Below are 23013 nucleotides of genomic sequence, written 5' to 3'. Positions count from 1 at the left end.
CGGCTGAGCCGAGAGAAGGCTGGGCACGTCGAGCCCCGCTGTCCTCAAGCGACAGTCGGAAGCCCTTGCGTGCCAAGGAGAGCTCACGAAACCCATTACCACGGGCGTGATCGTCGCGTGCACACACCGCACCGCTTCGGTCACCCGAATGCCGCGCCGGTAACCTCCTTGGCTGTGTCGGTGCCTACTTCAGATCCCCGCAGCGGTCCCGCCGTCGAAAGCGGGTCCGGCGCGACGGCTGCCCAGGTCCCGGACAGCCCGGTCAAGGCCGTCGCCGCACCCCCTCGTCCGGCCAGGATCGAGCCGATGCCGCTGGGCACGCTGCTCGCCAGGGCGGGCGCCCGGCTCGTGGTGGGCGGCGACGACTATCCGGCCGCGGCCGAGCTGACGGTCACGGGCAGCACGCTGCGCGCGCAGCACGTCCTCCCCGGTGACCTTTTCGCCGCGCTTCCCGGCGCCCGCGCCCACGGTGCGGACTTCAGCGACCAGGCCATCGCCGCCGGCGCGGCCGCCGTGCTCACCGACGAGGCCGGTGCCGAGCGCCCGGTGCTCCGCGACGCCGGCGTGCCGATCCTGGTGCATCCGGACCCGCGTGCCGCCCTCGGCGAGATCGCCGCCTGGATCTACGGCGAGCCGTCGCTGGAGCTTTCCGTCCTCGGGATCACCGGGACCTCGGGCAAGACCACGACGTCGTACCTGGTCGACGCCGGGCTCAAGGCGGCGGGCCTGACCACCGGGCTGATCGGCACGGTCGAGACCCGGATCGCGGGCGAGCGGCTGGCCAGCGGGTTCACCACCCCCGAGGCGCCGGATCTGCAGGCCCTCCTCGCGGTGATGGTGGAGCGCGGGGTCACGCACGTCCCGATGGAGGTCTCCAGCCACGCGCTGTCGCTGGGCCGGGTCAACGGCACGCGCTTCGCGGTCGGGGCCTTCACCAACCTCTCCCAGGACCACCTGGACTTCCACAAGGACATGGAGGAGTACTTCGCCGCCAAGTCGCTGCTGTTCGACGGCCGTTCCACCGCCGAGGTGGTCGTCGTCGACAGCGCCTGGGGCCACGCACTCCTGACCCCGCACACGGTGACCGTGTCCACCGAGCCGGGATCGGACGCGCTGTGGCGCGCCACCGACCTGACACCCACCCCGGCGGGTGAGCAGACCTTCACCCTCCACGGCCCCGACGGGCTCGCCGCGTCGGCGATGATCCCGCTGCCGGGTGCGTTCAACGTGGCGAACGCCGTGCTCGCGGCCGCGATCCTCAACACCGCCGGTGTCCCGCTCGAAGCGATCGTGGCCGGGCTCGCCTCGGTCGAGGTGCCGGGCCGGATGGAGCGGGTGTACCTCGGCCAGCCGTTCACCGCCGTCGTCGACTACGCGCACAAGCCCGCCGCGGTGGCGCAGGGGCTCGACGCGCTGCGTGCCCGCACCGAGGGCCGGATCATCACCGTCCTCGGCTGCGGCGGGGACCGCGACACCGCGAAGCGCCCGATGATGGGCGAGGCGGCGGTCCGGCGCAGCGAAGTGCTGATCGTGACCGATGACAACCCGCGTTCGGAGGATCCGGCCGCGATCCGGGCGGCGATGCTGGCCGGTGCCCGCAACGCCGGGCCCGCCTTGGGCGGCGAGATCGTCGAGATCGCCGACCGCCGGGAAGCCATCGTCCACGCGGTCGAGCTCGCCCAGCCCGGTGACATCGTGCTCATCGCGGGCAAGGGCCACGAGACCGGCCAGGAGGTCCAGGGTGTCGTGCACCCGTTCTCCGACCGGGAAGAGCTGGCCTCCGCCATCCGCAGACGTCTGGAGACAGAGTGATCGTGCTCAGCCTGGCCGAGATCGCCGACATCGTCGGCGGCAGGCTGCATCGGACCGACGGGACCGCCGAGGTCACCGGAAGCGTCGAATTCGACACCCGCGAGATCACGCCCGGCGGTCTGTTCGTCGCGCTGCCCGGGGCGAAGGTCGACGGCCATGACTTCGCCGCGCAGGCAATCGAGTCCGGCGCCGTCGCGGTGCTCGCGGCCCGGGAGGTCGACGGCCCGGCCGTGATCGTGCCGCCGGCCGCCGGTGCCACGCACGAACGGGCGTTCGCGCTGGTCTCGGACAAGGACGGAGCGGGCGCCGCGGTGCTGGCCGCGCTCGCCAAGCTCGCCCGGCACGTGATCCAGAAGCTCGCCGGCGACCACCTGACCGTCGTCGGGGTCACCGGCTCGGCGGGCAAGACCTCCACCAAGGACATCATCGCCCAGCTGCTGGAACCGCTCGGCCCGACGGTGGCACCGCCGGGATCGTTCAACAACGAGCTGGGCCACCCCTGGACGGCGCTGCGGGCCGACGCCTCGACCCGGCAGCTGGTGCTGGAGCTGTCCGCCCGCGGGCCCGGCCACATCGCCGAACTGGCGGCCATCGCGCCGCCGCGGATCGGCGTCGTGCTCAACGTCGGTACCGCGCACGTCGGCGAGTTCGGCTCGCGCGAGGGCATCGCCAAGGGCAAGGGCGAGCTCGTGGAGGCGCTGCCGAGCGCGGAGGACGGCGGCGTCGCGGTCCTGAACCTCGACGACCCGTACGTCGCGGCGATGGCGAGCCGGACGACCGCTCGGGTGGTTTTCGTCGGCGAGAGCGCCTCCGCGCAGGTCCGTGCCGCCGACATCACCCTCGACGGGGAAGCGCGCGCGTCGTTCCGCCTGGTCACCCCGGACGGCGAAGCGCCGGTGAAACTGCCGCTCTACGGCGAGCACCACGTCGGCAACGCGCTCAGCGCGGCCGCCGTGGCGCTGGAAATGGGCTCGACGGTCGAGGAGGTCGCGGCCCGGCTGTCGAGCCTCGAACGGCGCTCGGACCGCCGCATGGAGGTCACCACCCGGGCCGACGGCGTCACGGTGCTCAACGACTCGTTCAACGCCAGCCCCGAGTCGATGCGGGCCGCCCTCAAGGCGCTCGCGTCGATGAGCGCGAACCGCCGTTCCTGGGCCGTGCTCGGCGTGATGGGCGACCTCGGCGAGAACTCGGTCGCGGCGCACGACGGCATCGGCAGGCTCGTCGTCCGGCTCAACATCGACAAGCTCGTGGTCATCGGCCAGGCCGCCGCGGCCACGCATCAGGGTGCCCAGCAGGAGGGCTCCTGGGGCGAGGAGTCGGTACTGGTACCCGACGTCGAGGCCGCCATCGCCCTGCTGCATGATCAGCTCCGCGCGGGGGACGTGGTGCTGGTGAAGGCCTCCAAAGCCGCCGCGCTGTGGCGGGTGGCCGATGCCGTGCTCGCCTCCCCCGCAACGATCGTCGAAACCCCTGTAGTACCCCCTTCCCCCTCTCAAGAACGCTCGAACGGTGGTGACGCGTGATCAGCATCCTGATCGCGGCCGCGGCGGGCCTGCTGGTCTCCATCCTCCTCACTCCCTATCTGATCCGGGTGTTCTCCCGGCAGGGCTTCGGCCAGGAGATCCGGGAGGAAGGGCCGCAGGGACACAAATCCAAACGCGGTACCCCGACGATGGGTGGTGTCGCGATCATCATCGCGATGGTCGTCGGGTATTTCGTGGCGCATCTGATCAGCTCGCTCAGTGGCGGCAACGGCACCGGCGGCCCGTCCGCGTCGGGGCTGCTGGTCCTCTTCCTGGCGGTGGGCCTCGGGCTCGTCGGGTTCCTCGACGACTTCATCAAGATCCGCAAGCAGCGCAACCTGGGACTGAACAAGACCGCGAAACTGGTCGGCCAGCTGGTGGTCACGATCGTCTTCGCGGTTCTGGCGCTGCGGTTCCCCAACGGCGAAGGCTTGACGCCCGCCTCGGAGAGCCTGTCCTACGTGCGGGACCTCGCGCTGATCACCTTCCCGTCGGTGTTCTTCGTGATCTTCTGCTACATCGTCATCTCGGGCTGGTCGAACGCGGTGAACTTCACCGACGGCCTCGACGGCCTCGCCGGCGGCACCGCGGCGATGGTGCTGGCGACCTACGTCGTCATCGCCTTCTGGCAGACCCGCCTCTCGTGCGCGGTCACCCCGCAGGCCGCCTGCTACGACGTCCGTGACCCGCTGGACCTGGCCGTGGTGGCCGCCGCGGCGACCGGCGCCTGCGTCGGGTTCCTCTGGTGGAACGCGGCCCCGGCGAAGATCTTCATGGGTGACACCGGTTCGCTGGCCCTCGGTGGTCTCGTCGCCGGTCTGTCGATGACCACCCGCACCGAACTGCTCGCCATCGTCATCGGCGGTCTGTTCATGGTCGAGATGATCTCGGTGGTCGCGCAGATCGCGGTGTTCCGCACGACCAGGCGGCGGCTGTTCCGGATGGCCCCGTTCCATCACCACTTCGAACTCGCGGGCTGGGCGGAGACCACGGTCATCATCCGGTTCTGGCTGCTCTCGGCCGTCTGTTGCATGTTCGGTCTCGGGCTGTTCTACAGCGAGCAACTCGGCCTCGGAGGATAAGCGGTGGAACTGGCCGGTCGTCACGTCCTCGTCGCCGGAGCCGGGGTCACCGGCAAATCCGCCGTTCCGGTCCTGCTGGACCAGGGCGCGCGGGTCACCGTCACCGACGGCGACGCCGGACGCCTGGCGGAACTCGAAGGTCTCGGCGCCGAACTGGTGCCTGGTCTCACGGTGCCGCCCGAAGGTGTCGAGCTGGTCGTGACCAGTCCCGGCTGGAAGCCGTCTTCGCCGTTGCTGGTGGCGGCGGCCGAGGCGGGTGTCGAGGTGATCGGCGACGTCGAGCTCGCGTGGCGCGTCGGACAGCTGCGCGACAAGCCGCCGGTGTGGCTCGCGATCACCGGCACCAACGGCAAGACCACCACGGTCGGGATGCTGGAATCGATTCTGCGCGCCGCCGGGATCGACGCCGTGGCCTGCGGGAACGTCGGCTTCGCGGTGCTCGACGCGGTCCGTGCCGGGCACGAGGTGCTCGCCGTGGAGCTGTCGAGCTACCAGCTGCACTGGTCGTCCACGCTGGCCCCGCACGCCTCGGTGGTGCTGAACCTGGCCGAGGACCACCTCGACTGGCATGGCTCGATGGAGGAGTACGCGGCCGCGAAGGGGCGGGTCCACACCCACTCCCGCAACGTGGTGCACAACCTCCACGAAGAGTGGTCGATCCGGCTCGCCGACGAGCACGCGCCCGTGGACGCCCGCCGGGTCGCCTTCGGCATGGACACCCCGCGTCCCGGCGAACTCGGCATCGTGGAGGACCTGCTGGTCGACCGCGCTTTCGTCGCCGACCCGGCGACCAGCGCCGACGAGCTCGGCACGCTGGCCGACGTGCGCCCTTCCGGGCCGCACAACGTGTCCAACGCGCTCGCCGCCGCCGCGCTGGCCCGCGCGTACGGCGTCACCGGCGAGGACGTCGCCAAGGGCCTGCGCGAGTACCGGCCCGCCCCGCACCGGGCCGAGGAGATCGCCGAGATCGACGGCGTCCGGTACATCAACGACTCCAAGGCGACCAATCCGCACGCGGCGAGCGGCTCCCTGCGCGCGCACCTTTCCGTCGTCTGGATCGCCGGTGGCCAGCTCAAGGGCACTTCCGTGGAGGAGCTCGTCGGTTCGATCGCCGGCAGGTTGCGCGGAGTCGTGCTGTTCGGCGTGGATTCACCCGTGATCGCCGCCGCTGTTGCGCGACACGCGCCGGATGTCCCGGTCAACAGCCTCCTTCCGGGTGACGATGACCCCATGACTGCGGCGGTGAAGGCGGCCCGCGCCCTGGCGCGGCCCGGAGATGTGGTGCTGCTGGCCCCCGCCGCGGCGTCGTTGGACATGTTCACGAGCTACGGCGCGCGCGGCGACGCGTTCGCGCGGGCGGTCCGTGTCCTGCGCGACGGTGCGGGGGAGACCAGTGACGGCGGTTGAGGAGAGAAAGCGCGAGTCCGCGCCCCGCAAGCGCCGTGAACGCAAGGAAAGCCCGTTCGTCGCCTTCCGGACCGCGCTGACGGCGTGGCTTTCGCGGCCACTCGCCTCGTTCCACCTGGTGCTGGCGCTCACCGGCGTGCTGACCGTGATCGGCATCGTGATGGTGCTGTCCGCCTCGTCGGTCGCCTCGTACGACCCCAAGACCGGCACCGGCGTGTACGCCCAGTTCAGCAAGCACCTCATGTTCGTCGGGATCGGCGCGGTGGTGTTCTGGGTCGGGCTGCGGGTGCCGCTGGAACGTGTCCGGCGGCTTTCGGCGACGGCGACCGTGGTCTGCCTCGGGCTGCTCGTACTGGTGCTGACCCCGCTCGGCTCCGAGGTCAACGGCTCGCAGGGCTGGTTCCGGCTCGGGGGCTTCGCCTTCCAGCCGGTCGAGGCGGCGAAGGTCGCGCTGGCCTTCTGGGGCGCGCACATCCTGGTGATCAAGTACAACATCATCAACCAGTGGCGGCATCTGCTCGTCCCGGTCGTGCCGATCGCGCTGCTGATGTTCGCGCTGGTGATGATGCAGCCCGACCTCGGCGGCACGATCACCCTCGCGGTCGTGCTGATGGCCCTGCTGTGGTTCGCGGGCGCGCCGAAACGACTGTTCGGGGTCATCCTCGCGGGTGGCCTCGCCGGGATCCTGGTGCTGGCGATCATCGCCCCGTACCGGCTGGCGCGGGTCATGTCGTTCGTCTCCGGCGACCCGGACACCAGCGCCGACGGCTTCCAGGCCAACCAGGCGAAACTCGCGCTCGCCGATGGCGGGTTCCTCGGCAAGGGCCTCGGCCAGGGGCAGTCCAACTGGGGCTACCTGCCGAACGTGCAGAACGACTTCATCTTCGCCCTGATCGGCGAGGAACTCGGCTTCATCGGCTGCTCGGTGGTGCTCGGGCTGTTCGCCGGGGTCGCCATCGTGGGCCTGCGCATCGCCACCCGCAATCTCGACCCGTGGATCCGCATCGTGTCCGGCACGCTGACCGTCTTCCTGGTCGCGCAGGCCGGCATCAACATCGGTTACGTCGTCGGCCTGCTGCCGGTCACCGGGGTGACGCTGCCGTTGATCTCCTACGGCGGGACGTCGCTGGTGATCACCATGCTCATCATGGGGATCCTCGCCAACGCCGCCCGGCACGAACCGGAGGCGGTGGCCGCACTGCGCTCGCAGGGGCCAGGTAAATTCGGACGCCTGCTGAGGCTTCCCGCGCCCGAGCCGTACCGCCCGCCAGCCAAACGCAAGGGCGCCGCGGCCAGGGGAGGCGCCGCCAAGGCGGCGAGGCCCGCGCCGAGGACGGCGAGGCCTTCGCCCGCACAGGAACGGCGCCGTTCGGTGCGGGAACCCGGCAGGAGGACGGCCGCGCGAACGGCGGCGAACCGCGGTACCGCGAAACGGGGTACCGCAAATCGGAGAGGTCATAGGTGAACAACCCCGTCAGAGCCGACGCAGCAGCCGAGGTCGCCGGCAAGGCGCCGGTGGTCGTGGTCGCCGGTGGCGGCACCGCAGGGCATATCGAACCGGCGCTCGCCCTCGCGGACGCGGTGATGCGCCTGCGTCCCGACGCGACGGTGATCGCGCTGGGGACCGAGCGCGGGCTGGAGAACAAGCTCGTCCCGGCGCGCGGCTACCAGCTGGAGCTGATCCCGCCGGTGCCGATGCCACGCAAGCCGACACCCGAACTGCTGAAGATGCCGCTGAAGGTCCGCGACGCGGTCAAGCGCACCCGTGAGGTCCTCGACCGGGTCGGCGCGGACGTCGTCGTCGGCTTCGGCGGGTACGTCGCGCTTCCGGCGTACCTCGCCGCGCGCGGCCGCACGCCGATCGTGGTGCACGAAGCCAACGAGAAGCCGGGCCTGGCGAACAAGGTCGGCGCGCGGTTCGCCGTCCGCGTCGCGGTCGCCGTCCCGGGGACCCCGCTGGCGAAGGCCGAGGTCATCGGCATCCCGCTGCGCCGCTCCATCACGTCACTCGACAGGGCCGCGCTGCGCGCCGAAGCCCGTGAGCACTTCGGGCTCGACCCCGACGCCCCGACGCTGCTGGTCTTCGGCGGTTCGCAGGGCGCGGTGTCGATCAACGCCGCCGTTTCCGGTGCCGCCAAGGAGTTCGCGGACGCCGGCATCGGCGTCCTGCACGCCCACGGGCCGAAGAACACGCTGGTCGTCCAGGAGTTCCCCGGAAGGCCCGCGTACGTCCCGGTGCCGTACCTGGAACGCATGGACCTGGCGTACGCCGCCGCCGACGCGGTGCTGTGCCGCTCGGGCGCGATGACCGTCGCCGAGGTCTCGGCCGTCGGCCTGCCCGCGGTGTTCGTCCCGCTGCCCTACGGCAACGGCGAACAGGCGGTCAACGCCCGGCCCGCGGTCGACGCGGGGGCCGGTCTGCTGGTCGCCGACGCCGACCTCACCCCCGCCAAGGTCGCGGAGCTGGTGATCCCGCTGGTGTCCGACGCCGACAGGGTCGCGAAGATGAGCGCGGCCGCGGTCGGCCTCGGCCACCGGGAGGCCGACGAGACCCTTGCCAAGATCGTGCTGGAGGCCGCAGGTGCCTGATCAACTCCCCGACACGCTCACGCGTGCCCATCTGATCGGGATCGGTGGTGCCGGGATGAGCGGCATCGCCCGCATCCTGCTGGCCCGCGGCGCCCAGGTCTCCGGATCCGACGCCAAGGAGTCGCGCGCGTTCCTTTCGCTGCGTGCCCAGGGCGCCGAGATCGCCGTCGGCCAGCGCGCCGAGAACCTCGACGCCTTCCCCGAAGGCCCGTCCGCGGTGATCGTGTCGACCGCGATCAAGGAGTCCAACCCGGAACTGGCGGCCGCACGGGAGCGCGGGATCACCGTGCTGCACCGCGCGGAGGCGCTGGCCGGACTGATGGAGGGCCACCGGGTCGCCTGCATCGCCGGGACGCACGGCAAGACGTCGACGACGTCGATGCTGACCGTCGCGCTGCAGCAGTGCCGGCTCGACCCGTCGTTCGCCATCGGCGGTGACCTCAACGAGTCGGGTGCCAACGCGCACCACGGTGAGGGCGGCGTCTTCGTCGCCGAGGCCGACGAGAGCGATGGGTCGTTCCTGGCCTACTCGCCTTCGGTCGCCGTGGTGACCAACGTCGAGCCGGACCACCTGGACCACCACGGCACGGCCGAGGCGTACGTCTCGGTGTTCACCGAGTTCCTCGGCCGGATCGTGCCGGGCGGGCTGCTCATCGTCTGCGGTGACGACGAGGGCGCCGAGAAGCTGGGCGCGCGGGCCTCGGCGGAGGGCATCCGTGTCCGTCGTTACGGGCGTTCGGTCACCGGCGCCGAGGACGCCAAGGTGCTGGACTACGCGCCCGCCCCCGACGGCGGCGTCGTCCGGATCTCCTTGCGGGGCGAGGAAATCGTCCTGCGGGTCGCGGTGCCGGGCGAGCACATGGCGCTGAACGCGATCGCCGCGCTGCTGGCCGGGATCGAGCTCGGCGCGCCGGTCGAAGGACTCGCCGAAGGGCTCGCCGCGTTCGGTGGCGTCCGGCGGCGGTTCGAGTTCAAGGGCCGCTCCGGCGACGTCCGCGTGTACGACGACTACGCGCACCACCCGACCGAGGTCGACGCGCAGCTGCGCGCGGTGCGGACGGCCGCGGGTTCGGGCCGGGTCATCGTGGTGTTCCAGCCGCATCTGTACTCGCGCACGAAGACGTTCTCGAGGGAGTTCGCGGCCGCGCTGTCGCTGGCCGACGAGGTCGTCGTGCTGGACGTCTTCGGGGCGCGTGAGAAGCCGGAACCCGGCGTGAGCGGCGCGCTCATCGCCGACCAGATCTCCGGTGTCCCCGTGCACTACCAGCCCGCGTTCGACGTCGCGGCGAAACTCGCGGCGGATCTGGTCAAACCCGGCGACCTGCTGGTGACCATGGGCGCCGGCGACGTCACGCAGCTCGGCCCGGAGATCCTGGCCGAACTGGACCGGCGGGCAGGCTAGCCATGACGCAGACCGGGGAACGCCGCCGCCCGGCCGAACCCGGTCGGCGTCCGCGCACCGAACGCACTCAACGCGCTCAACGCGCCAAGGCCCGGCGCGGCAGGCGGTCCGTGTACGACCGCCGCCGCAGCACGCGGCCGGGCAGGCACAAGGAGATGCGACGGCGCTGGGTCGCGCTGCTTTCGGTGCTGACCGTCGTCGCCCTCGTGTACCTGCTGTGGTTCAGCTCGATGCTGGGCGTGCGGCAGGTCGACGTCATCGGGGCGAGTTCCGTGCCCGCGGAACAAATCCGCGCCGCGGCGGCGGTGCCGGACCAGAAACCGATGCTGCGCCTGGACACCGACGACATCCGCGACCAAGTGGCGCAGATGCCCGGCATCGCCACCGTCGACGTCTCCCGGTCGTGGCCGAGCACCATCGAGATCACCGTGACCGAACGCGCCGCGATCGCCTTCTTCGACAGCGGACCCGGCGGCGACGGCATCCACCTCGTCGACGGCGGGGGAGTGGTGTTCAAGACCGTCAAGGAGCGGCCCGCCGGGCTGCCCGAACTCAAGCTGCCGTCGGTCTCGGCCGACGACCCGGTGACCCGCGCGGTCACCGGCGTCCTCGGCGTGATCCCGCAGCAGCTGCTCAAGCAGGTCACCACCGCGACGGCGAAGACCCCCGGCAGTGTCGAGTTCGCGCTGGCCGACGGGAAGACCGTGCGGTGGGGGACCTCGGCCGACACCGAACGCAAGGCGAAGGTCCTGGCCGCCCTGCTCACGCGCGAGGGCAAGGTCTACGACGTCTCGGCACCCGATCTACCGACCGTCTCCTGACGCAATTCGTCACCTACTTGCGGCAGTTCGCGCTACGAACTACCGCAAGTAGGTGACGAATTGCGGGCTCTGGGCACGACCGGGCCGAGGGTGGATGTCCCCAATGGGGCATTGGAGACGCTCAGCGTCCCTGATGTGGCATTGGGGACACGTGAAGCTGAAACCCCATGTACTCCCGCAGGTGTCCCCTCCTGCAATCCGTCACCTACTTGCGATAGTTGGCAGGGCGAACTATCGCAAGTAGGTGACGAATTGCGGGAGGGTCAGCGGGTGACGAGGGCTTCGATGCCGTCCAGCAGGCGCTCCAGGCCGAAAGCGAAGGTCTCGTCGGCGGCTTCGCAGGTGTCCGCGTCGTAGCCGCCGCTTTCCCAGATCCGCGTCATCGCCGGATGCCGTTCGACGTCGAAGTACTTCTCCCAGAACACCGACCGCTGCCCCCACCAGGCGTCGGTCGACTGCCCGGTCTCCTGTTCGACCTGCGCGGTCTCGGCGAACAGCGTCGCGTTCGCCTGCACGTAGATCTCGATGCTGTTCGCGGCCGCGGCCGCCTTGCGCGGCGCCAGCCCGATGTCCGACACCGCCGCGATCAGGTACTCCTGACCCGCCATCAGCCCGGGGCCGAGCACCGGCCGCACCATCGACGTCGAGCGCAGCCACGGATGCGCCCGGAACACGGCCAGGGTGCGGTCGGCGTAGAGCCGCACCTGCTCGCGCCAGCCGTCCGGCCGGGGGGCGCCGGGGCCGGGGAGGTCTCGTTCGGCGAGCACCGAGTCCACCATGAGGTCGAGCAGTTCGGTCTTGCCGGGGACGTAGGTGTAGAGCGTCATCGTGCCCGCGCCGAGTTCCTTCGCGATCTGGCTCATCGAGACGGTCGCCTCGCCCGCGCCGTCGGCGAGCGCGACGGCGGTGGCGATCACCTGGTCGAGGGTCAGTTTCGGCTTCCGCCCCCTGGTCGGCTGCCGGGCTTCGCCGCGGTCACGCCACAACAGTTCGAGGCTGCGCTCGAAGTCCATCCACACTCCACTCGGCCGTGAAGCTGGATTCTACATTCTCGTATGCGGTACGGTTAAACTGATCTCGTAGGGCGTACGAAAAGGAGTGGGGAATCGTGACGATCCTGGTGACCGGTGCGACCGGAAGCGTCGGCAGGCTGCTCGTCGACGAACTGGTGAGCGCCGGAGCGCCGGTGCGGGCGCTGACCGTCAACCCGGGGAAGGCGGCGCTGCCGGAACAGGTGGAGGTCGCCAAGGGCTATCTCGGCAAGCCGGAGACACTGCCGGAAGCCCTCAAGGGCATCGAGACGGTGTACCTGGCGCCGCTGGCGGCCAAGGTGGACGACTTCGTGAAACTGGCGAAGGAGGCCGGAGTGCGCAGGGTGGTGGCGCTGTCGGGCAGCAACGCCGACGACCCGGAGGAGAACTCGAGCGGCGTGGATTACGCGATCATCGAGAAGGCCGTCGAGGCGGCGGGCTTCGACTGGACGTTCCTGCGGCCGGGAGCGTTCATGATGAACACGCTCGGCTGGGCGGAGACGATCAAGGCCGAGCGCGTGGTCCGCGAGGCCTACCCCGAATCCCGGATGACGCCGATCGACCTCGCGGACATCGCCGCCGTCGCCGCGCACGTCATCCTGACCGAGGGGCACGTCGGCAAGAAGCACACGCTGAGCGGCCCGGAGTCGATCAGCCAGCGCGAACAGGTCGCCGCCATTTCGGCCGCGCTCGGGGAGGACGTCGCCTTCCACGAGCTCACCCGGGAAGAGGCGAACAAGCAGTGGGCCGCCGCCGGCGTCCCAGCGGAGATCGCCGAGTGGCTGCTCGACGGCTTCGCGTACTTCACCGAAAACCCCGACAAGCCGACGGGCGTCGTCCAGGAACTCACCGGACGACCCGGCGTCACCTACGCGGAGTGGGCGGTGGCGAACGTCGGAGCGTTCCGCTGAACCCGTAACTCGCGTGCTTGAAGCCGTAACTCGCGTGATTGAAGGCGGAACTCTTGAGTTACGGTCCCAATCACGCGAGTTACGGCCAGGAGCACGTGAGATACGAGTTACCGGTCCTCAGCGGGCCCGGCGGGGAAGGCGGGTCGGCAGCGGTGCACCACGCCCCGGCTGAGCGGGAGCCTCGGCGGGCGGCGGGGCGGGCCGTTGCGGCTGGGGCAGCGGAGGCGGGGCCTGCGACTCGCGGGGCCAGGCGGGGGTGATCATCGCCTGCGCCCCGACCCGGCGGAACGGCAGGCCGTGCGCCTCCCTGGCGGGCAGGCCGGGCCAGATCTCGCCTGCCTCCTTGGCGGCGTCGCGGATCGCGGTGCCGTCGAGCGCGGTGTGCGTCTCCTCGATGTCGCGGTCGAGCCACTGGACGACGAATTCCAGCGGCCCGTCGGGCGGCAGCGGCCACAGGAAGATCTCGTGGTCGACGTGGAAGGCCGAACCGCCCAGCCCCTGCGCGCGCAGCACCGGCTGATCCGGCTTGGTGGCCGACGGCACGGAGATGGTCTCCGAACTGGCCCGCCTGCCGTCGGGGAAGAGCACCCCGACCAGCAGCGCGTTGTAATCCGGGACCCGGCGGTGGTCGATGAGGCCTTCGCCGGGATCGCCGGACAGGAGATCCCGCGAGTACACCGACAGCTGGAACGACACCGACTCCGGCCACACCTCGATGCCGCGCAGCGCCACGATGGTCCGCTCGGCGCGGCCCAGCGGCATCGACCAGGGCAGGATCGCCGGCACGATGTACTCGTGCGGCGTCTCCACCCAGGGGCGGCCGTTGTAGCCGAACAGTTCCTGTTCCGGCACCGGGAACAGGGGGCGGCCGCGCGGACCGTCGGTGAAGAAGCTCATCGTGGACCGGGCGCGGCAGAACGCGGGGTGAACCTGTCCGACCTGCCGCTCACGCAGTCAACGACCACCATGCGCTTCACGGTATCCGATGAGCATGCCGGTACTGAACGGTTTCAACGCACCTTTCGCGTCACCCGAAGCCCTTGAGCTTCACTTTCGTGCCCTTCGGCACCTTGGTGCCCGGCGACGGATCCTGCTGCAGGACGAAGTCGAAACCGCCGTTTCCGTTGCCGTGACCGTTGCCGTTTCCGCGACCCTCACGGTCGGGTTCCAGGCCCGCCTGTTTCAGGATCTGGATCGCCTCCTCCATCCGCTTGAAGGTCACGTTCGGCACTTCGACGGCGTTCGAAACGAACACCCCGACCCGGCGGTTGCTCGCCTTCCCGCCGCCCTTCGGGTCGGTGCGGATCACCTGACCGGCGGCGAACTGGTCGGAGAACTCCTCACCCGCCTGGAACGGCTGGAAGCCCGCCTGCTGCAGGATCTGGAAGGCGGCGTCCTTGCTCTGGCCCGTGACGTCCGGGACCGGCGGCAGCGGTTCGGGACCCTTCGACAGGATGATCGTGACCTGCCCGCCGATGTTCAGCTGCGAACCGGGGCTCGGGTCGACGCGGATCACCTTGTTCTTCGCGACGTCGCTGTACTCCTGTTCGCCCTGGACCGGGGTCAGCTGCGCGGCCTTGATCGCCGTCTCGGCGTCCTGCTGGCTCGTCCCCGCCTGGATGTCCGGCACGATCGGACGGCCCTTCGACAGCACGACGTTGACCGTGGCGCCCGGCGCGAGCGACGTGCCCGCGGCGGGGTCGGACCGGATCACCGTGTGCTGGGCGGCGGTGTCGCTGTACTCCTCGGTGTAGGCCGGGGTCAGTTTCGCCGACCGCAGCGCGTCTCCGGCGGCGGCCTGGTTCATCCCGGCCAGCTTCGGCACCGACGACGAGCTCGGGCCGGAGTCGTTGAGGATGAAGGCGAACGCGCCGATCAGGCCGCCGAGGATCACCACCGCGGCCGCGATCATCAGGTACAGACGTTTGCGCGAACCCGGCTGCTCGTCGTCCGCGGCCGGCTGGGGCCGAGGGGGCGGCGTGCGGGGCGGTTGGGCGACGGGCGGCGGCGGTTCACGGAGCAGCGCCTGCGTTCCGCGCGGGCCGGTGACCGGCATGGTCGCCTCGGCGACCGGGGCCAGCACCGTCGTCGCCATGGCCGGGTTCGCCACCGGGACGGCTGGGACGGCCGGGATTCCGGGGGTGGTGCGTTCGGCGTCGGTCTCGCGGTCGGCGTCCGCGGGCAGCGGCACGGGCACCGGGACCGCCGGGACGCCGAGGACGGTGCGCAGATGGTTCAGCTCGGCGAGGAACGCCGCGGCGTCGGCCGGGCGCTGCTCGGGATCGCGGCGCGTGGCGCGCAGGATCAGCTCGTCCAGCTGCGGCGGGATGCCGGGACGCAGCTCGCTCGGGCGCGGGACATCGTCGTTGACGTGCCGGTACGCCACCGAAAGGGCGGTGTCGCCGATGTACGGCGGGCGTCCGGTGAGCATTTCGTACAGCAGGATCCCGGCCGAGTAGACGTCGCCGCGCGAGGTGGTCGCGCCGGTGGCGACCTGTTCGGGGGAAACGTAGGCGACGGTGCCGAGGATGACGCTCGAACTGGTGGTGCCCGCGCTGGCGATCGCGCGGACCAGGCCGAAGTCGGCCACCTTGACCACGCCGCCCGAAAGCGCCGTGCCGCCGCGGCCGACGAGCACGTTCTCCGGTTTGACGTCGCGGTGCACCAGACCGGCGGCGTGCGCCGCGGCCAGTGCCGAGAGCACCGGTTCGGTGATGCTCAGCGCGAGCGCGACGTCCAGCGGGCCGCGTTCGGTGAGCAGTTCACGCAGGGTCCCGCCGTCGACGAGTTCCATGACCAGGAACGCGCGGCCGGACTCCTCGCCGCCGGGGGTGTCGAAACCCTGGTCGTGCACCGCCACCACGTGCGGGTGGTGCAGGCGCGCCGCCGAGCGGGCTTCCCGCTCGAAGCGTTCGACGAAGGACCGGTCGTCGGCGAACCGCGGGTCCATGATCTTGATGGCGACCTGGCGGTCCAGGCGGGTGTCGACGCCGCGGTACACCGACGACATCCCACCGCGTGCGAGCAGCTTGTCCACCCGGTAGCGGCCCTCGAGCAGAGTGCCCACCAGAGTGGGATCCGTGCGTGTCACGGCTATGGATCGTACGGAAGTACCCATGTTGTGGTGTACGGGACCTGGCGCGCCGAGGATCACGATTTCCGTCATTTCCTCGAATCGGCGGTATACGTGACGAGGCGCGCACTCTCCGTCATGGCCGGGTCGTCACCCATGCGTACTAGCGGAGCGGGAGACGGAATGTGGCACAGTGTCACCTGTGAGTGGTATTCCCGTCGCCGACGACGTTCTTGACGCAGATGTGGCCGTTCTTCCGCTGTCGGAGGTCGCGACCGCGTTGAACGTTTCGGCCAACAAGGTCCGCCAGATGCTGCGCGACGGCCATCTGATCGCCGTCCGGCGCAAGGGCGAGCTGTACGTCCCGGTCGCGTTCCTGGTGAAGGACGGCGTGGTCAAGGGCCTGGCGGGCACCATCACCGTGCTCGCGGACTCCGGTTTCACCCGGACGGAGATGCTGCGCTGGCTCTTCGCCGCGGACGAGACCCTGCCCGGGGCCACCCCGGTCAACGCGCTCCGCACCAGCCACGGCACCGAGGTCAAGCGGCGCGCGCAGGCGATGGCGTTCTAACTCTGACCAGCACATACGTCGCGGCCGCGAGAAGCTGACACCCCGCCGCGGCACTCAGCGCCGTGGTCACGGAGAGTGCGCTCAGCGGTCCAGCGGCCGCCGCGCCCGCCGCGAGTCCGGTGATCTTCACGCTCGCCGCCGTCGTGAAAACCTGAGCCCGCACCCGCGCGGGCGTTTCGCGATGCCGGATGGCGAAAAGCGCCGAAAGTTGCGGTCCTTCGGCGAATCCGGCGAGCACGGCGGCGGCCAGCAGGGTCACCGCGTCGTGCGCTGTCGCCGCGAGCAGGAAACTCGCGCCCAGCAGGACGGTGCTGGCGAGCACGGTTCCGTCGGGTGGCGGCGGCCTGCGGGTCAGCGCGGCGTTCGCGACCAGTGACGCGGCGGCCAGCACGGTGAGCAGAAGCGCGCCGAAGCCCGGATCGCCCAGCCGTTGGGCGCCGAGCAGCGGATAGCAGACCACGGCGACCCCGATGCCGACGAAGGACACCGTGGACGTCACGGTGGCCCGCAGCAGCGCGCGGTTGCGGAAGAGGACCGTGAACCCGTCGGCGAGTTGACGGCGGATCGGTGTCACGGGCTTCGCCTCGACCGCGGGGAGCGACCATGCGGCGGGGAAGGCGGCGGCGACCAGCGTGATCGCGACGGCGACCGCGGCCGGGGCGCCGGCGTACGCGGCCACGAGCCCGGCGAGCCCAGGCCCGGCGAGGCTCGCGGCGGTGAACGTCATCGCGTCGAGGGTGCTCGCCCTCGCCAGCGGTGTCTCACCGCGGACGTTCGGCAGCTGCGCCGTCCAGCCGCCCGCCAAAGCGGGGTTGAGCAGCCCCACCGCGACGGCCACCGCGATCGCCGCGGGGAGTTCGACCAGCGCGAGCACCGCGCCGAGCCCGCCCGCGTAGGCGAGCAGTGCCCACGCCAGCAGCCGTCCCGGCTGTGGACTCCGGTCGAGCAGCGCGCCGAGCAACGGCCCGCCCGCCGCCGCCGAGATCGTCAGGCCCGCGAGCAACGCGGATCCGGTGGCGGCCGAGCCGTCGACGCTCATGCCGAGCAGAAGCAACGCCGGTCCGGACAGTTCGTCCCCGGTCCTGGCGATCGTCGCGCCGGTCAAATAGACGGCGAGACTGTAACGGCCTCTCATGAGCGAGACGTTACAGTGGGGTATGACTTCAGCGCAGCGGGATTTCCTGCCCGGCCGTTCGGCGCGGGCGGCGGCGCAGCGGGCGGTGGATCTGCTGGCGGTCCTGCTCGCGCCGGAACCCTCGGTCGGGTCGGTTCGCGCCGTTCTGGAGGCGCACGGCGAGACCTCGGTCGAGCTGGCGCCTTCGGATGTGGCTTCGTTGCGTGAGGCGGCTTCGGAGTTGCGTGAGGTTTTCGCGGCGCGGGATGCCGGAGAGGCGGCTGAGGTACTCAACCGGCTGCTGGCCCGGTACGCGCATCCGCCGCGGCTGACCGATCACGCCGACGGGTTCGGCTGGCATCTGCACGTGGACGCCGACGACGACGGACCTTGGGGCGCGTGGCTGGTGACGTCGTCCGCGCTGGCGTTGGCGGTGTTGCTTTCGGACCGTCAGGCGCCGCCGGGTGGGCTGTGCGCGGCTTCGGGCTGCGGGAAGCCGTTCGCGCACTTGGGTGGGGGGAGCCCGCGGCGGTACTGCTCGACGCGGTGCGCGACTCGGGAGCGGGTCGCGGCGCATCGGCGCGACCGGTCCCGAACGCTATGAAAGGTCCTTTCCTTGCAAAATTTGCAAGGAAAGGACCTTTCATAGCGCGCGAAAGCGGGTCAGGACTGCTGCTTGTCCCGCCAAGCGATCCAGGACCGCAGCTTGTCGAGGTTGTAGTCCGGCCCGCCGGTCGCCACGGTGAACAGCGAGACACCCAGCTCCAGCAGCTTCGGGCCCAGCTCCTCGGGCTCGCCTTCGACGGCGACCGAACGCTCGATCTCCTTCGGGTCCCGGCCGACGTCGGCGCAGTGCTGGTCGAGGATCTTGACCTTGCGCTCCACGACCTCCGGGTCGCCGAAGCCGTGCCAGATGTCGGCGTGCTTCGCGACCAGGCGCAGCGTCTTCTTCTCGCCGCCGCCACCGATCAGCACCGGGATGTCCCGGACCGGCTGCGGGTTCAGCTTGCCCAGCCTGGTCTCGATCCGCGGGAGCGCCTCGGCGAGGTTGTCGAGCCGCCCGCCCGCGGTGCCGAACTCGTAGCCGTACTCGTCGTAGTCCTTCTCGAACCAGCCGGAGCCGATGCCGAGGATCAGCCGTCCGTCGGAGATGTTGTCGACGGTGCGGGCCATGTCGGCCAGCAGTTCGGGATTGCGGTAGCTGTTGCACGTCACGAGCGCGCCGATCTCGACCCGCGACGTGGACTCCGCCCAGGCACCCAGCATGGTCCAGCACTCGTAGTGCAGGCCCTCGGGCTCACCGAAGAGCGGGTAGAAATGGTCCCAGTTGAACACGATGTCCACACCGAGGTCTTCGGCCTCCGAAGCCGCCCGGCGGATCGCCTTGTACTCGGCGTGCTGCGGCTGCAGCTGGACGCCGATCCTGATCTTCCTGTTCGAAGCAGTGGTCATGTTCGCACCCTAAGCCTGGAGTTGCTCCACGCGCTCGTCAGTAACCTCGGCAGGGCGACGGCCGCGCGACGACGGCGAGGGACGACCGCGCGGGTGTTCAGCACGTCGTGACCGAGGGCCTCGATCTCGTCGAGAATGCCTTCGTAGAGGACGAGCGCCGTCCGCACGCAGTCGCGGGCTTCCGCGCGCAGCAACGGGATGCCCGCTTCGGCGCGGCGGTACACCGCCCGGTTGCGTGCCACGGCGACCGCGAGCGCGCGCCGCACCCGCCGGTCGGGCAGCCCGCGCGCACGGGACCATTCGAGCAGTTCGCGGTCGACGCCGAACGCGGCCAGTTCCCCGGTGGGCAGGTACAGCCTCCCGCGGTCGAGGTCTTCGCCGATGTCGCGCAGGAAGTTCGTCAGCTGGAACGCCTCGCCCAGCGCGGCGGCACCGGGTTCGGCTTCCGCGACCGGGACGACGGTGCCGAAGACGGGCAGCATCTGCAGGCCGATCACCTCGGCCGATCCGTGGACGTACTCCTGGAGGTCGGCGTAGGTCGCGTACTCGGTGATCTTGAGGTCCATCGCCATGGACCGCAGGAACGCGTCGAACAACTCGCGGTCCAGGTCGTGGCGGCGCACGGTGTCGGCGAGCGCGGTCAGGACCGGAGCGGCCGGTGTTTCGCCGTCGAAGATCCGCGCGACCATGACGGCGACCTCGTCCAGCGCGGCCGCGGGATCGGTGCCGGGCGCGGGATTGTCGACCAGTTCGTCCGCCATCCGCGCGAAGCCGTACAGCGCGTGCGCGAACGGCCGCGTCCGCGGCGGCAGCAGCCGGGTCGCGAGGAAGAAGGTGCGGCCGTGGTGCGCGTTGATGCGGCGGCATTCGGTGTACGCGGCCCGCAACGCCGGGCCGGTGATACCCGCGGCGTCGAGTTCGTTCATCGGCCGGTGACCCTTCCCGCCGCCAGCCTGCCGGAGATCACCACCGGTGGGATGCCGACGCCGGGTGTGGTCCCGCAGCCCGCCAATACGACGTTTTCCGCCGCTCGCATCAGGTTCCCCGGCCGGAACGGGCCGGTCTGGGCGAAGGTGTGCGCGAGCGAGAACGGGGTGCCCGCGGTGAGCCCGCGTTCCGCCCAGCCCTCCGGGGTGATCGTCTCGTCGACGGTGAAGTCGTCCGCGAACCCGGTCAGGCCGCGCTTTTCCAGCGTGCGCAGGAGTTCCTCGCGATAGGCGGGGCCGACCCGGCGCCAGTCGATCTTGCCGCGGCGCAGGTTCGGCGCCGGGGCGAGCACCGAGATCACCTGATCGCCGCCGGGGGCCAGTCCCGGTTCGGTCGCGGTCGGCCGGGTCACCAGCAGCGAAGGATCGCTCATCAGCTTGCCCTCGCGGATGATCTCCGAGAACGTTTTTTCCCAGGCGTGGCCGAAGAAGATGGTGTGGTGGCCCAATTCCGGCCACGTTTTCGGCGCGTGCCCGTGGAGCACGACGGCCGACGGCGAGTACCGCAGCGGCAGCGGGCGCCGGGGGCGGGCGCCGAGCAGCCGGTACGCGGTGCCGAGCTCGGTCGCGAGAACCACGGTGTCGCAAGGGATCCGCTCGCCCGAACGGGTCCGTACCGCGCGCACCCGCGACGAAACCCTTTCCAGCCAAGCGGCTTCGGTGCCGAAGCGCACTTCCGCGCCGGCGCGTCCGGCCGCGTTCGCCATCGCTCGCGCGATCTCACCCATCCCGCCCGCCGGGTAGTAGACCCCGCCGACGGTGTCCATGTAGGAGATGACGCCGTACGCGCCGATCGCGCGCGCCGGGTCGAGCCCCGCGTAGAGCGACTGGAAGGAGAACAGGCGGCGCACGCGGTCGTCGCGCAGGAATCCGCCGATCTTCGGGCCGAGCCGTCCGAAACCGCCCAGCGCGGCCAGTTTCGCCAGCTCCGGGCGTACGAGATCGAGCGGCGAGTCGAAGTTCGCGCCGATGAAGTGGTCCTTCTGCACCGCGTACAGCTCGGTCAGCCAGCGCCGCAACCGGCGGTAGCCCTCGGCTTCGGCGGGACCGGCGGCCGCGCGGATCTCGGCCTCCATCGCCGCCGCCTCGGTGTGCACGGCGATCGTGCTGCCGTCGGCGAACTTCGCGCGGTAGGCCGGGTCGAGGCGCGTCAGCGTCAGGTTGTCCGCAAGGGATTCGCCGACCGCGGAAAAGGCTTCGTCGAGCAGTTCGGGCATGGTCAGCACACTGGCGCCGGTGTCGACGGTGTTGCCGCCGAAATCCGCCTGACCGGCTCGGCCCCCTGGGCTCTTTTCCTGCTCCAGCAGGGTCACCCGGCGGCCGGCACCGAGCAGGTGCAGCGTCGCCGACAACCCGGCGAGCCCGCCACCGATCACCACCACGTGGTCACTCGGACCGGTGACAGTGCGCATCAGTACGTCCGCTGGGTCGCCTTGACGACCAGCCCGGTCAGCGCGGCGGGAGCGGGCTCGGCCAGGTGAGCGCGGTCGAGCGCCGCCATCGCGGAGTCGGTGAGCTCGTCGATGCGGCGTTCCACCGCGTCGACCGCGCCGACGTCCCGCAGTGCTTCGCGCACGGTCTCGACGGCGTCTTCGGACAGGTGGGCGTCGCCGATGGCGTCGGAGATGACCTTCTCCGCCGCCTCCTTGCCCTGCTCGGCCGCGCGCTGAAGACCCAGCGCGACCAGCAGCGTCCGCTTGCCCTCACGCAGGTCGTCGCCCGCGGGTTTGCCGGTGACCGACGGGTCGCCGAAGACGCCGAGCAGGTCGTCCCGCAGCTGGAACGCCACGCCGACGTCGTCGCCGAACTCGCGCAGCGTCGCGATCAGGGCGTCGTCGGCGCCGCCGAGCGCGGCACCGAGGTGCAGCGGGCGCTGGACGGTGTACGCGGCCGTCTTGAGCTTGCAGATGTGCAGTGCCGCCTCGGGGGAGGCGTCGCCGGTGGCCTGGGTGCGGACGTCGAGGTACTGCCCGGCGAGCACTTCGGTGCGCATCGCGCGCCACGCGGGCCGTGCCGCCGCGAGGACCGCGGGCGGAAGCGGGGCTTCGCCGAACATGTCGTCGGCCCAGGCCAGCGCGAGGTCGCCGACCAGGACGGCGGTCGCGAGCCCGAAGGTGCTCGGCGAACCCAGCCAGCCGCTGTCGGCGTGGAGCTTCGCGCCCGCGATGTGCACGGTCGGTGAACCGCGGCGCGAATCGGAGGAGTCGATGAGGTCGTCGTGGATCAGCGCGCACGCCTGGATCAGCTCCAGGCTCGCCACCGCCTGCAGCACGCCTTCGACGTCCGGTCCCGCCGGATCGCCGCCGGCGCCGCGCCAGCCCCACCAGGCGAACGTCGGGCGCAGGCGTTTGCCGCCACCCAGCACGAATCCGGCCAGCGCGTCGATCCCGACCCCGACGACCGGTTCGGTGCGGCGGATTTCGGCACCGGCGCGCTCGAGGAATCCGGCCAGCGCCCGCTCGACGTTGGCGGGCAGATCGGCGTCGTAGGCGGACGTGTCCATGAGCACATCCTCCGGGAAGGACGTCTTCATGACCCAGTCGGGTGCCGTGGAATGTGGCGAACGAGACGCGGTCCGTTGTTGCAATTCGTCACCTGGTTGCGGTCCTTGCGCGTGCAACTACGGCAACCGGGTGCCGAATCGCGGTAGTGCGTAGCGCCAACTGCCGCAAGTAGGTGACTAAACGCGAGTCTTGTCGTAGTGCCGTTTCGCCCGCGCCCGGTTGCCGCAGTCCGACGAACTGCACCAGCGCCGCGACCGGTTGCGCGTCTGGTCGGTGAAGACCCAGCCGCAGCCGGGCCCTTCGCACTCCCGGATCCGCTCCAGATCCCCGGTCCGGAGCAGGTCCTCGGCCGCCAGTGCGAGGAAATGCGGCAACGCGTCGCCGCTCTCCAGCGGCACCACCCACCGCATCGGCAAGGACGGCGGGAGCGACGCGTGCCGGTATGCCTCGATCAGGGGCTTTCGCAGCGCCGTGACGTCCGGCGGATCCGACACGAGCACGCGGTACAGCGTCTCGCGGAAGGCCTTCACCGTGTCCAGGACGGCCTCGGAGATCTCCAGCCGTTCGGCGCCCGCGCCGACCAGGACGACCCACTCCGACAGCCGTTCCGGGGTCGAAAGCCGGTCTTCCCGCCGGGCCGGATCGCGGCGCCAGGAAACGGTGTTGACCAGGTCCAACGGCACGCTCCCGCCGATGCTGTCGTACCCGTCCCAGTGGCCGTCCACGAATCCT

General features: G+C 70.8%; 20 protein-coding genes. 11 read left to right on the top strand and 9 right to left on the bottom strand.

Annotation, left to right across the window (positions count from 1 at the left end):
• The first annotated feature begins 306 nt into the window (after positions 1-306).
• From ACLJO0_RS23600 to ACLJO0_RS23565, 8 genes are read left to right on the top strand one after another with little or no spacing between them, the layout of a single operon-like run.
• Entirely contained in the window at positions 307-1812 is a 1506-nt protein-coding gene (locus ACLJO0_RS23600; protein WP_410580720.1) for a UDP-N-acetylmuramoyl-L-alanyl-D-glutamate--2,6-diaminopimelate ligase, read from the top strand.
• Positions 1809-3338, top strand: coding sequence for a UDP-N-acetylmuramoyl-tripeptide--D-alanyl-D-alanine ligase (locus ACLJO0_RS23595; RefSeq protein WP_410580556.1), 1530 nt, complete (start codon positions 1809-1811; stop codon positions 3336-3338). Before ACLJO0_RS23600 ends, ACLJO0_RS23595 begins: the two co-directional genes overlap by 4 nt.
• A complete protein-coding gene (mraY, locus tag ACLJO0_RS23590) occupies positions 3335-4420 on the top strand; it encodes a phospho-N-acetylmuramoyl-pentapeptide-transferase (RefSeq protein ID WP_125793411.1) in 1086 nt (361 codons plus the stop codon). The genes ACLJO0_RS23595 and mraY overlap by 4 nt, the downstream gene beginning before the upstream one ends.
• Before the next feature lie 3 nt (positions 4421-4423).
• Positions 4424-5827 carry a UDP-N-acetylmuramoyl-L-alanine--D-glutamate ligase gene (gene murD / locus ACLJO0_RS23585; protein ID WP_410580555.1) on the top strand — a complete coding sequence of 468 codons (1404 nt, stop codon included), beginning with the start codon at positions 4424-4426 and terminating at the stop codon, positions 5825-5827.
• Positions 5814-7292, top strand: coding sequence for a putative lipid II flippase FtsW (gene ftsW / locus ACLJO0_RS23580; protein ID WP_410580554.1), 1479 nt, complete (start codon positions 5814-5816; stop codon positions 7290-7292). Before murD ends, ftsW begins: the two co-directional genes overlap by 14 nt.
• Positions 7289-8416, top strand: a complete 1128-nt coding sequence (gene murG, locus ACLJO0_RS23575; RefSeq protein ID WP_410580553.1) for an undecaprenyldiphospho-muramoylpentapeptide beta-N-acetylglucosaminyltransferase — start codon at positions 7289-7291, stop codon at positions 8414-8416. The genes ftsW and murG overlap by 4 nt, the downstream gene beginning before the upstream one ends.
• A complete protein-coding gene (gene murC, locus ACLJO0_RS23570) occupies positions 8409-9818 on the top strand; it encodes a UDP-N-acetylmuramate--L-alanine ligase (RefSeq protein WP_410580552.1) in 1410 nt (469 codons plus the stop codon). The genes murG and murC overlap by 8 nt, the downstream gene beginning before the upstream one ends.
• A gap of 2 nt (positions 9819-9820) precedes the next feature.
• A complete protein-coding gene (locus ACLJO0_RS23565) occupies positions 9821-10639 on the top strand; it encodes an FtsQ-type POTRA domain-containing protein (RefSeq protein WP_410580551.1) in 819 nt (272 codons plus the stop codon).
• A 263-nt stretch (positions 10640-10902) separates the two neighbouring features.
• Here the strand turns inward: ACLJO0_RS23565 and ACLJO0_RS23560 are convergent, their stop codons facing one another.
• Entirely contained in the window at positions 10903-11652 is a 750-nt protein-coding gene (locus ACLJO0_RS23560; protein ID WP_125793417.1) for a TetR/AcrR family transcriptional regulator, read from the bottom strand.
• Between the two features lie 95 nt (positions 11653-11747).
• On the opposite strand from ACLJO0_RS23560, the gene ACLJO0_RS23555 reads away from it, so the two are divergent.
• Complete coding sequence (locus ACLJO0_RS23555) at positions 11748-12581, top strand: NAD(P)H-binding protein (protein WP_410580550.1); 834 nt, start codon at positions 11748-11750, stop codon at positions 12579-12581.
• Between the two features lie 117 nt (positions 12582-12698).
• Here the strand turns inward: ACLJO0_RS23555 and ACLJO0_RS23550 are convergent, their stop codons facing one another.
• Together ACLJO0_RS23550 and ACLJO0_RS23545 are read right to left on the bottom strand one after the other, a co-directional pair.
• On the bottom strand, positions 12699-13478 hold the full coding sequence (locus ACLJO0_RS23550; RefSeq protein ID WP_410580549.1) for a hypothetical protein: 780 nt from the start codon (positions 13476-13478) through the stop codon (positions 12699-12701).
• A gap of 130 nt (positions 13479-13608) precedes the next feature.
• Positions 13609-15672, bottom strand: a complete 2064-nt coding sequence (locus ACLJO0_RS23545; protein ID WP_410580548.1) for a PASTA domain-containing protein — start codon at positions 15670-15672, stop codon at positions 13609-13611.
• Between the two features lie 184 nt (positions 15673-15856).
• Between ACLJO0_RS23545 and ACLJO0_RS23540 the strand changes: the two genes are divergently transcribed.
• Complete coding sequence (locus tag ACLJO0_RS23540; protein WP_125793421.1) at positions 15857-16225, top strand: Rv2175c family DNA-binding protein; 369 nt, start codon at positions 15857-15859, stop codon at positions 16223-16225.
• On the opposite strand, the gene ACLJO0_RS23535 is transcribed toward ACLJO0_RS23540, so the two are convergent.
• A complete protein-coding gene (locus ACLJO0_RS23535) occupies positions 16194-17360 on the bottom strand; it encodes an MFS transporter (RefSeq protein ID WP_410580547.1) in 1167 nt (388 codons plus the stop codon). The genes ACLJO0_RS23540 and ACLJO0_RS23535 overlap by 32 nt on opposite strands.
• A 22-nt stretch (positions 17361-17382) precedes the next feature.
• Between ACLJO0_RS23535 and ACLJO0_RS23530 the strand changes: the two genes are divergently transcribed.
• Positions 17383-17943: a CGNR zinc finger domain-containing protein gene (locus tag ACLJO0_RS23530; protein ID WP_410580546.1), complete on the top strand. Its 561-nt coding sequence runs from the start codon at positions 17383-17385 to the stop codon at positions 17941-17943.
• A 59-nt stretch (positions 17944-18002) separates the two neighbouring features.
• On the opposite strand, the gene ACLJO0_RS23525 is transcribed toward ACLJO0_RS23530, so the two are convergent.
• The 5 genes from ACLJO0_RS23525 to ACLJO0_RS23505 all read right to left on the bottom strand — a co-directional run bounded on the left by ACLJO0_RS23525 (position 18003) and on the right by ACLJO0_RS23505 (position 23006).
• On the bottom strand, positions 18003-18791 hold the full coding sequence (locus ACLJO0_RS23525; protein ID WP_410580545.1) for an LLM class F420-dependent oxidoreductase: 789 nt from the start codon (positions 18789-18791) through the stop codon (positions 18003-18005).
• Positions 18788-19717, bottom strand: a complete 930-nt coding sequence (locus ACLJO0_RS23520; protein ID WP_410580544.1) for a phytoene/squalene synthase family protein — start codon at positions 19715-19717, stop codon at positions 18788-18790. The genes ACLJO0_RS23525 and ACLJO0_RS23520 overlap by 4 nt, the downstream gene beginning before the upstream one ends.
• Positions 19714-21189: a phytoene desaturase family protein gene (gene crtI, locus ACLJO0_RS23515; protein WP_410580543.1), complete on the bottom strand. Its 1476-nt coding sequence runs from the start codon at positions 21187-21189 to the stop codon at positions 19714-19716. The genes ACLJO0_RS23520 and crtI overlap by 4 nt, the downstream gene beginning before the upstream one ends.
• Complete coding sequence (locus tag ACLJO0_RS23510) at positions 21189-22280, bottom strand: polyprenyl synthetase family protein (RefSeq protein WP_410580542.1); 1092 nt, start codon at positions 22278-22280, stop codon at positions 21189-21191. Before ACLJO0_RS23510 ends, crtI begins: the two co-directional genes overlap by 1 nt.
• 177 nt (positions 22281-22457) lie before the next feature.
• Positions 22458-23006, bottom strand: a complete 549-nt coding sequence (locus ACLJO0_RS23505) for a CGNR zinc finger domain-containing protein (protein ID WP_410580541.1) — start codon at positions 23004-23006, stop codon at positions 22458-22460.
• Positions 23007-23013: the final 7 nt, after the last annotated feature.

The sequence above is a fragment of the Amycolatopsis sp. lyj-108 genome (assembly GCF_046549005.1).
Lineage (GTDB): Bacteria > Actinomycetota > Actinomycetes > Mycobacteriales > Pseudonocardiaceae > Amycolatopsis.
This window is presented reverse-complemented; position numbering and strand designations above follow the sequence as displayed.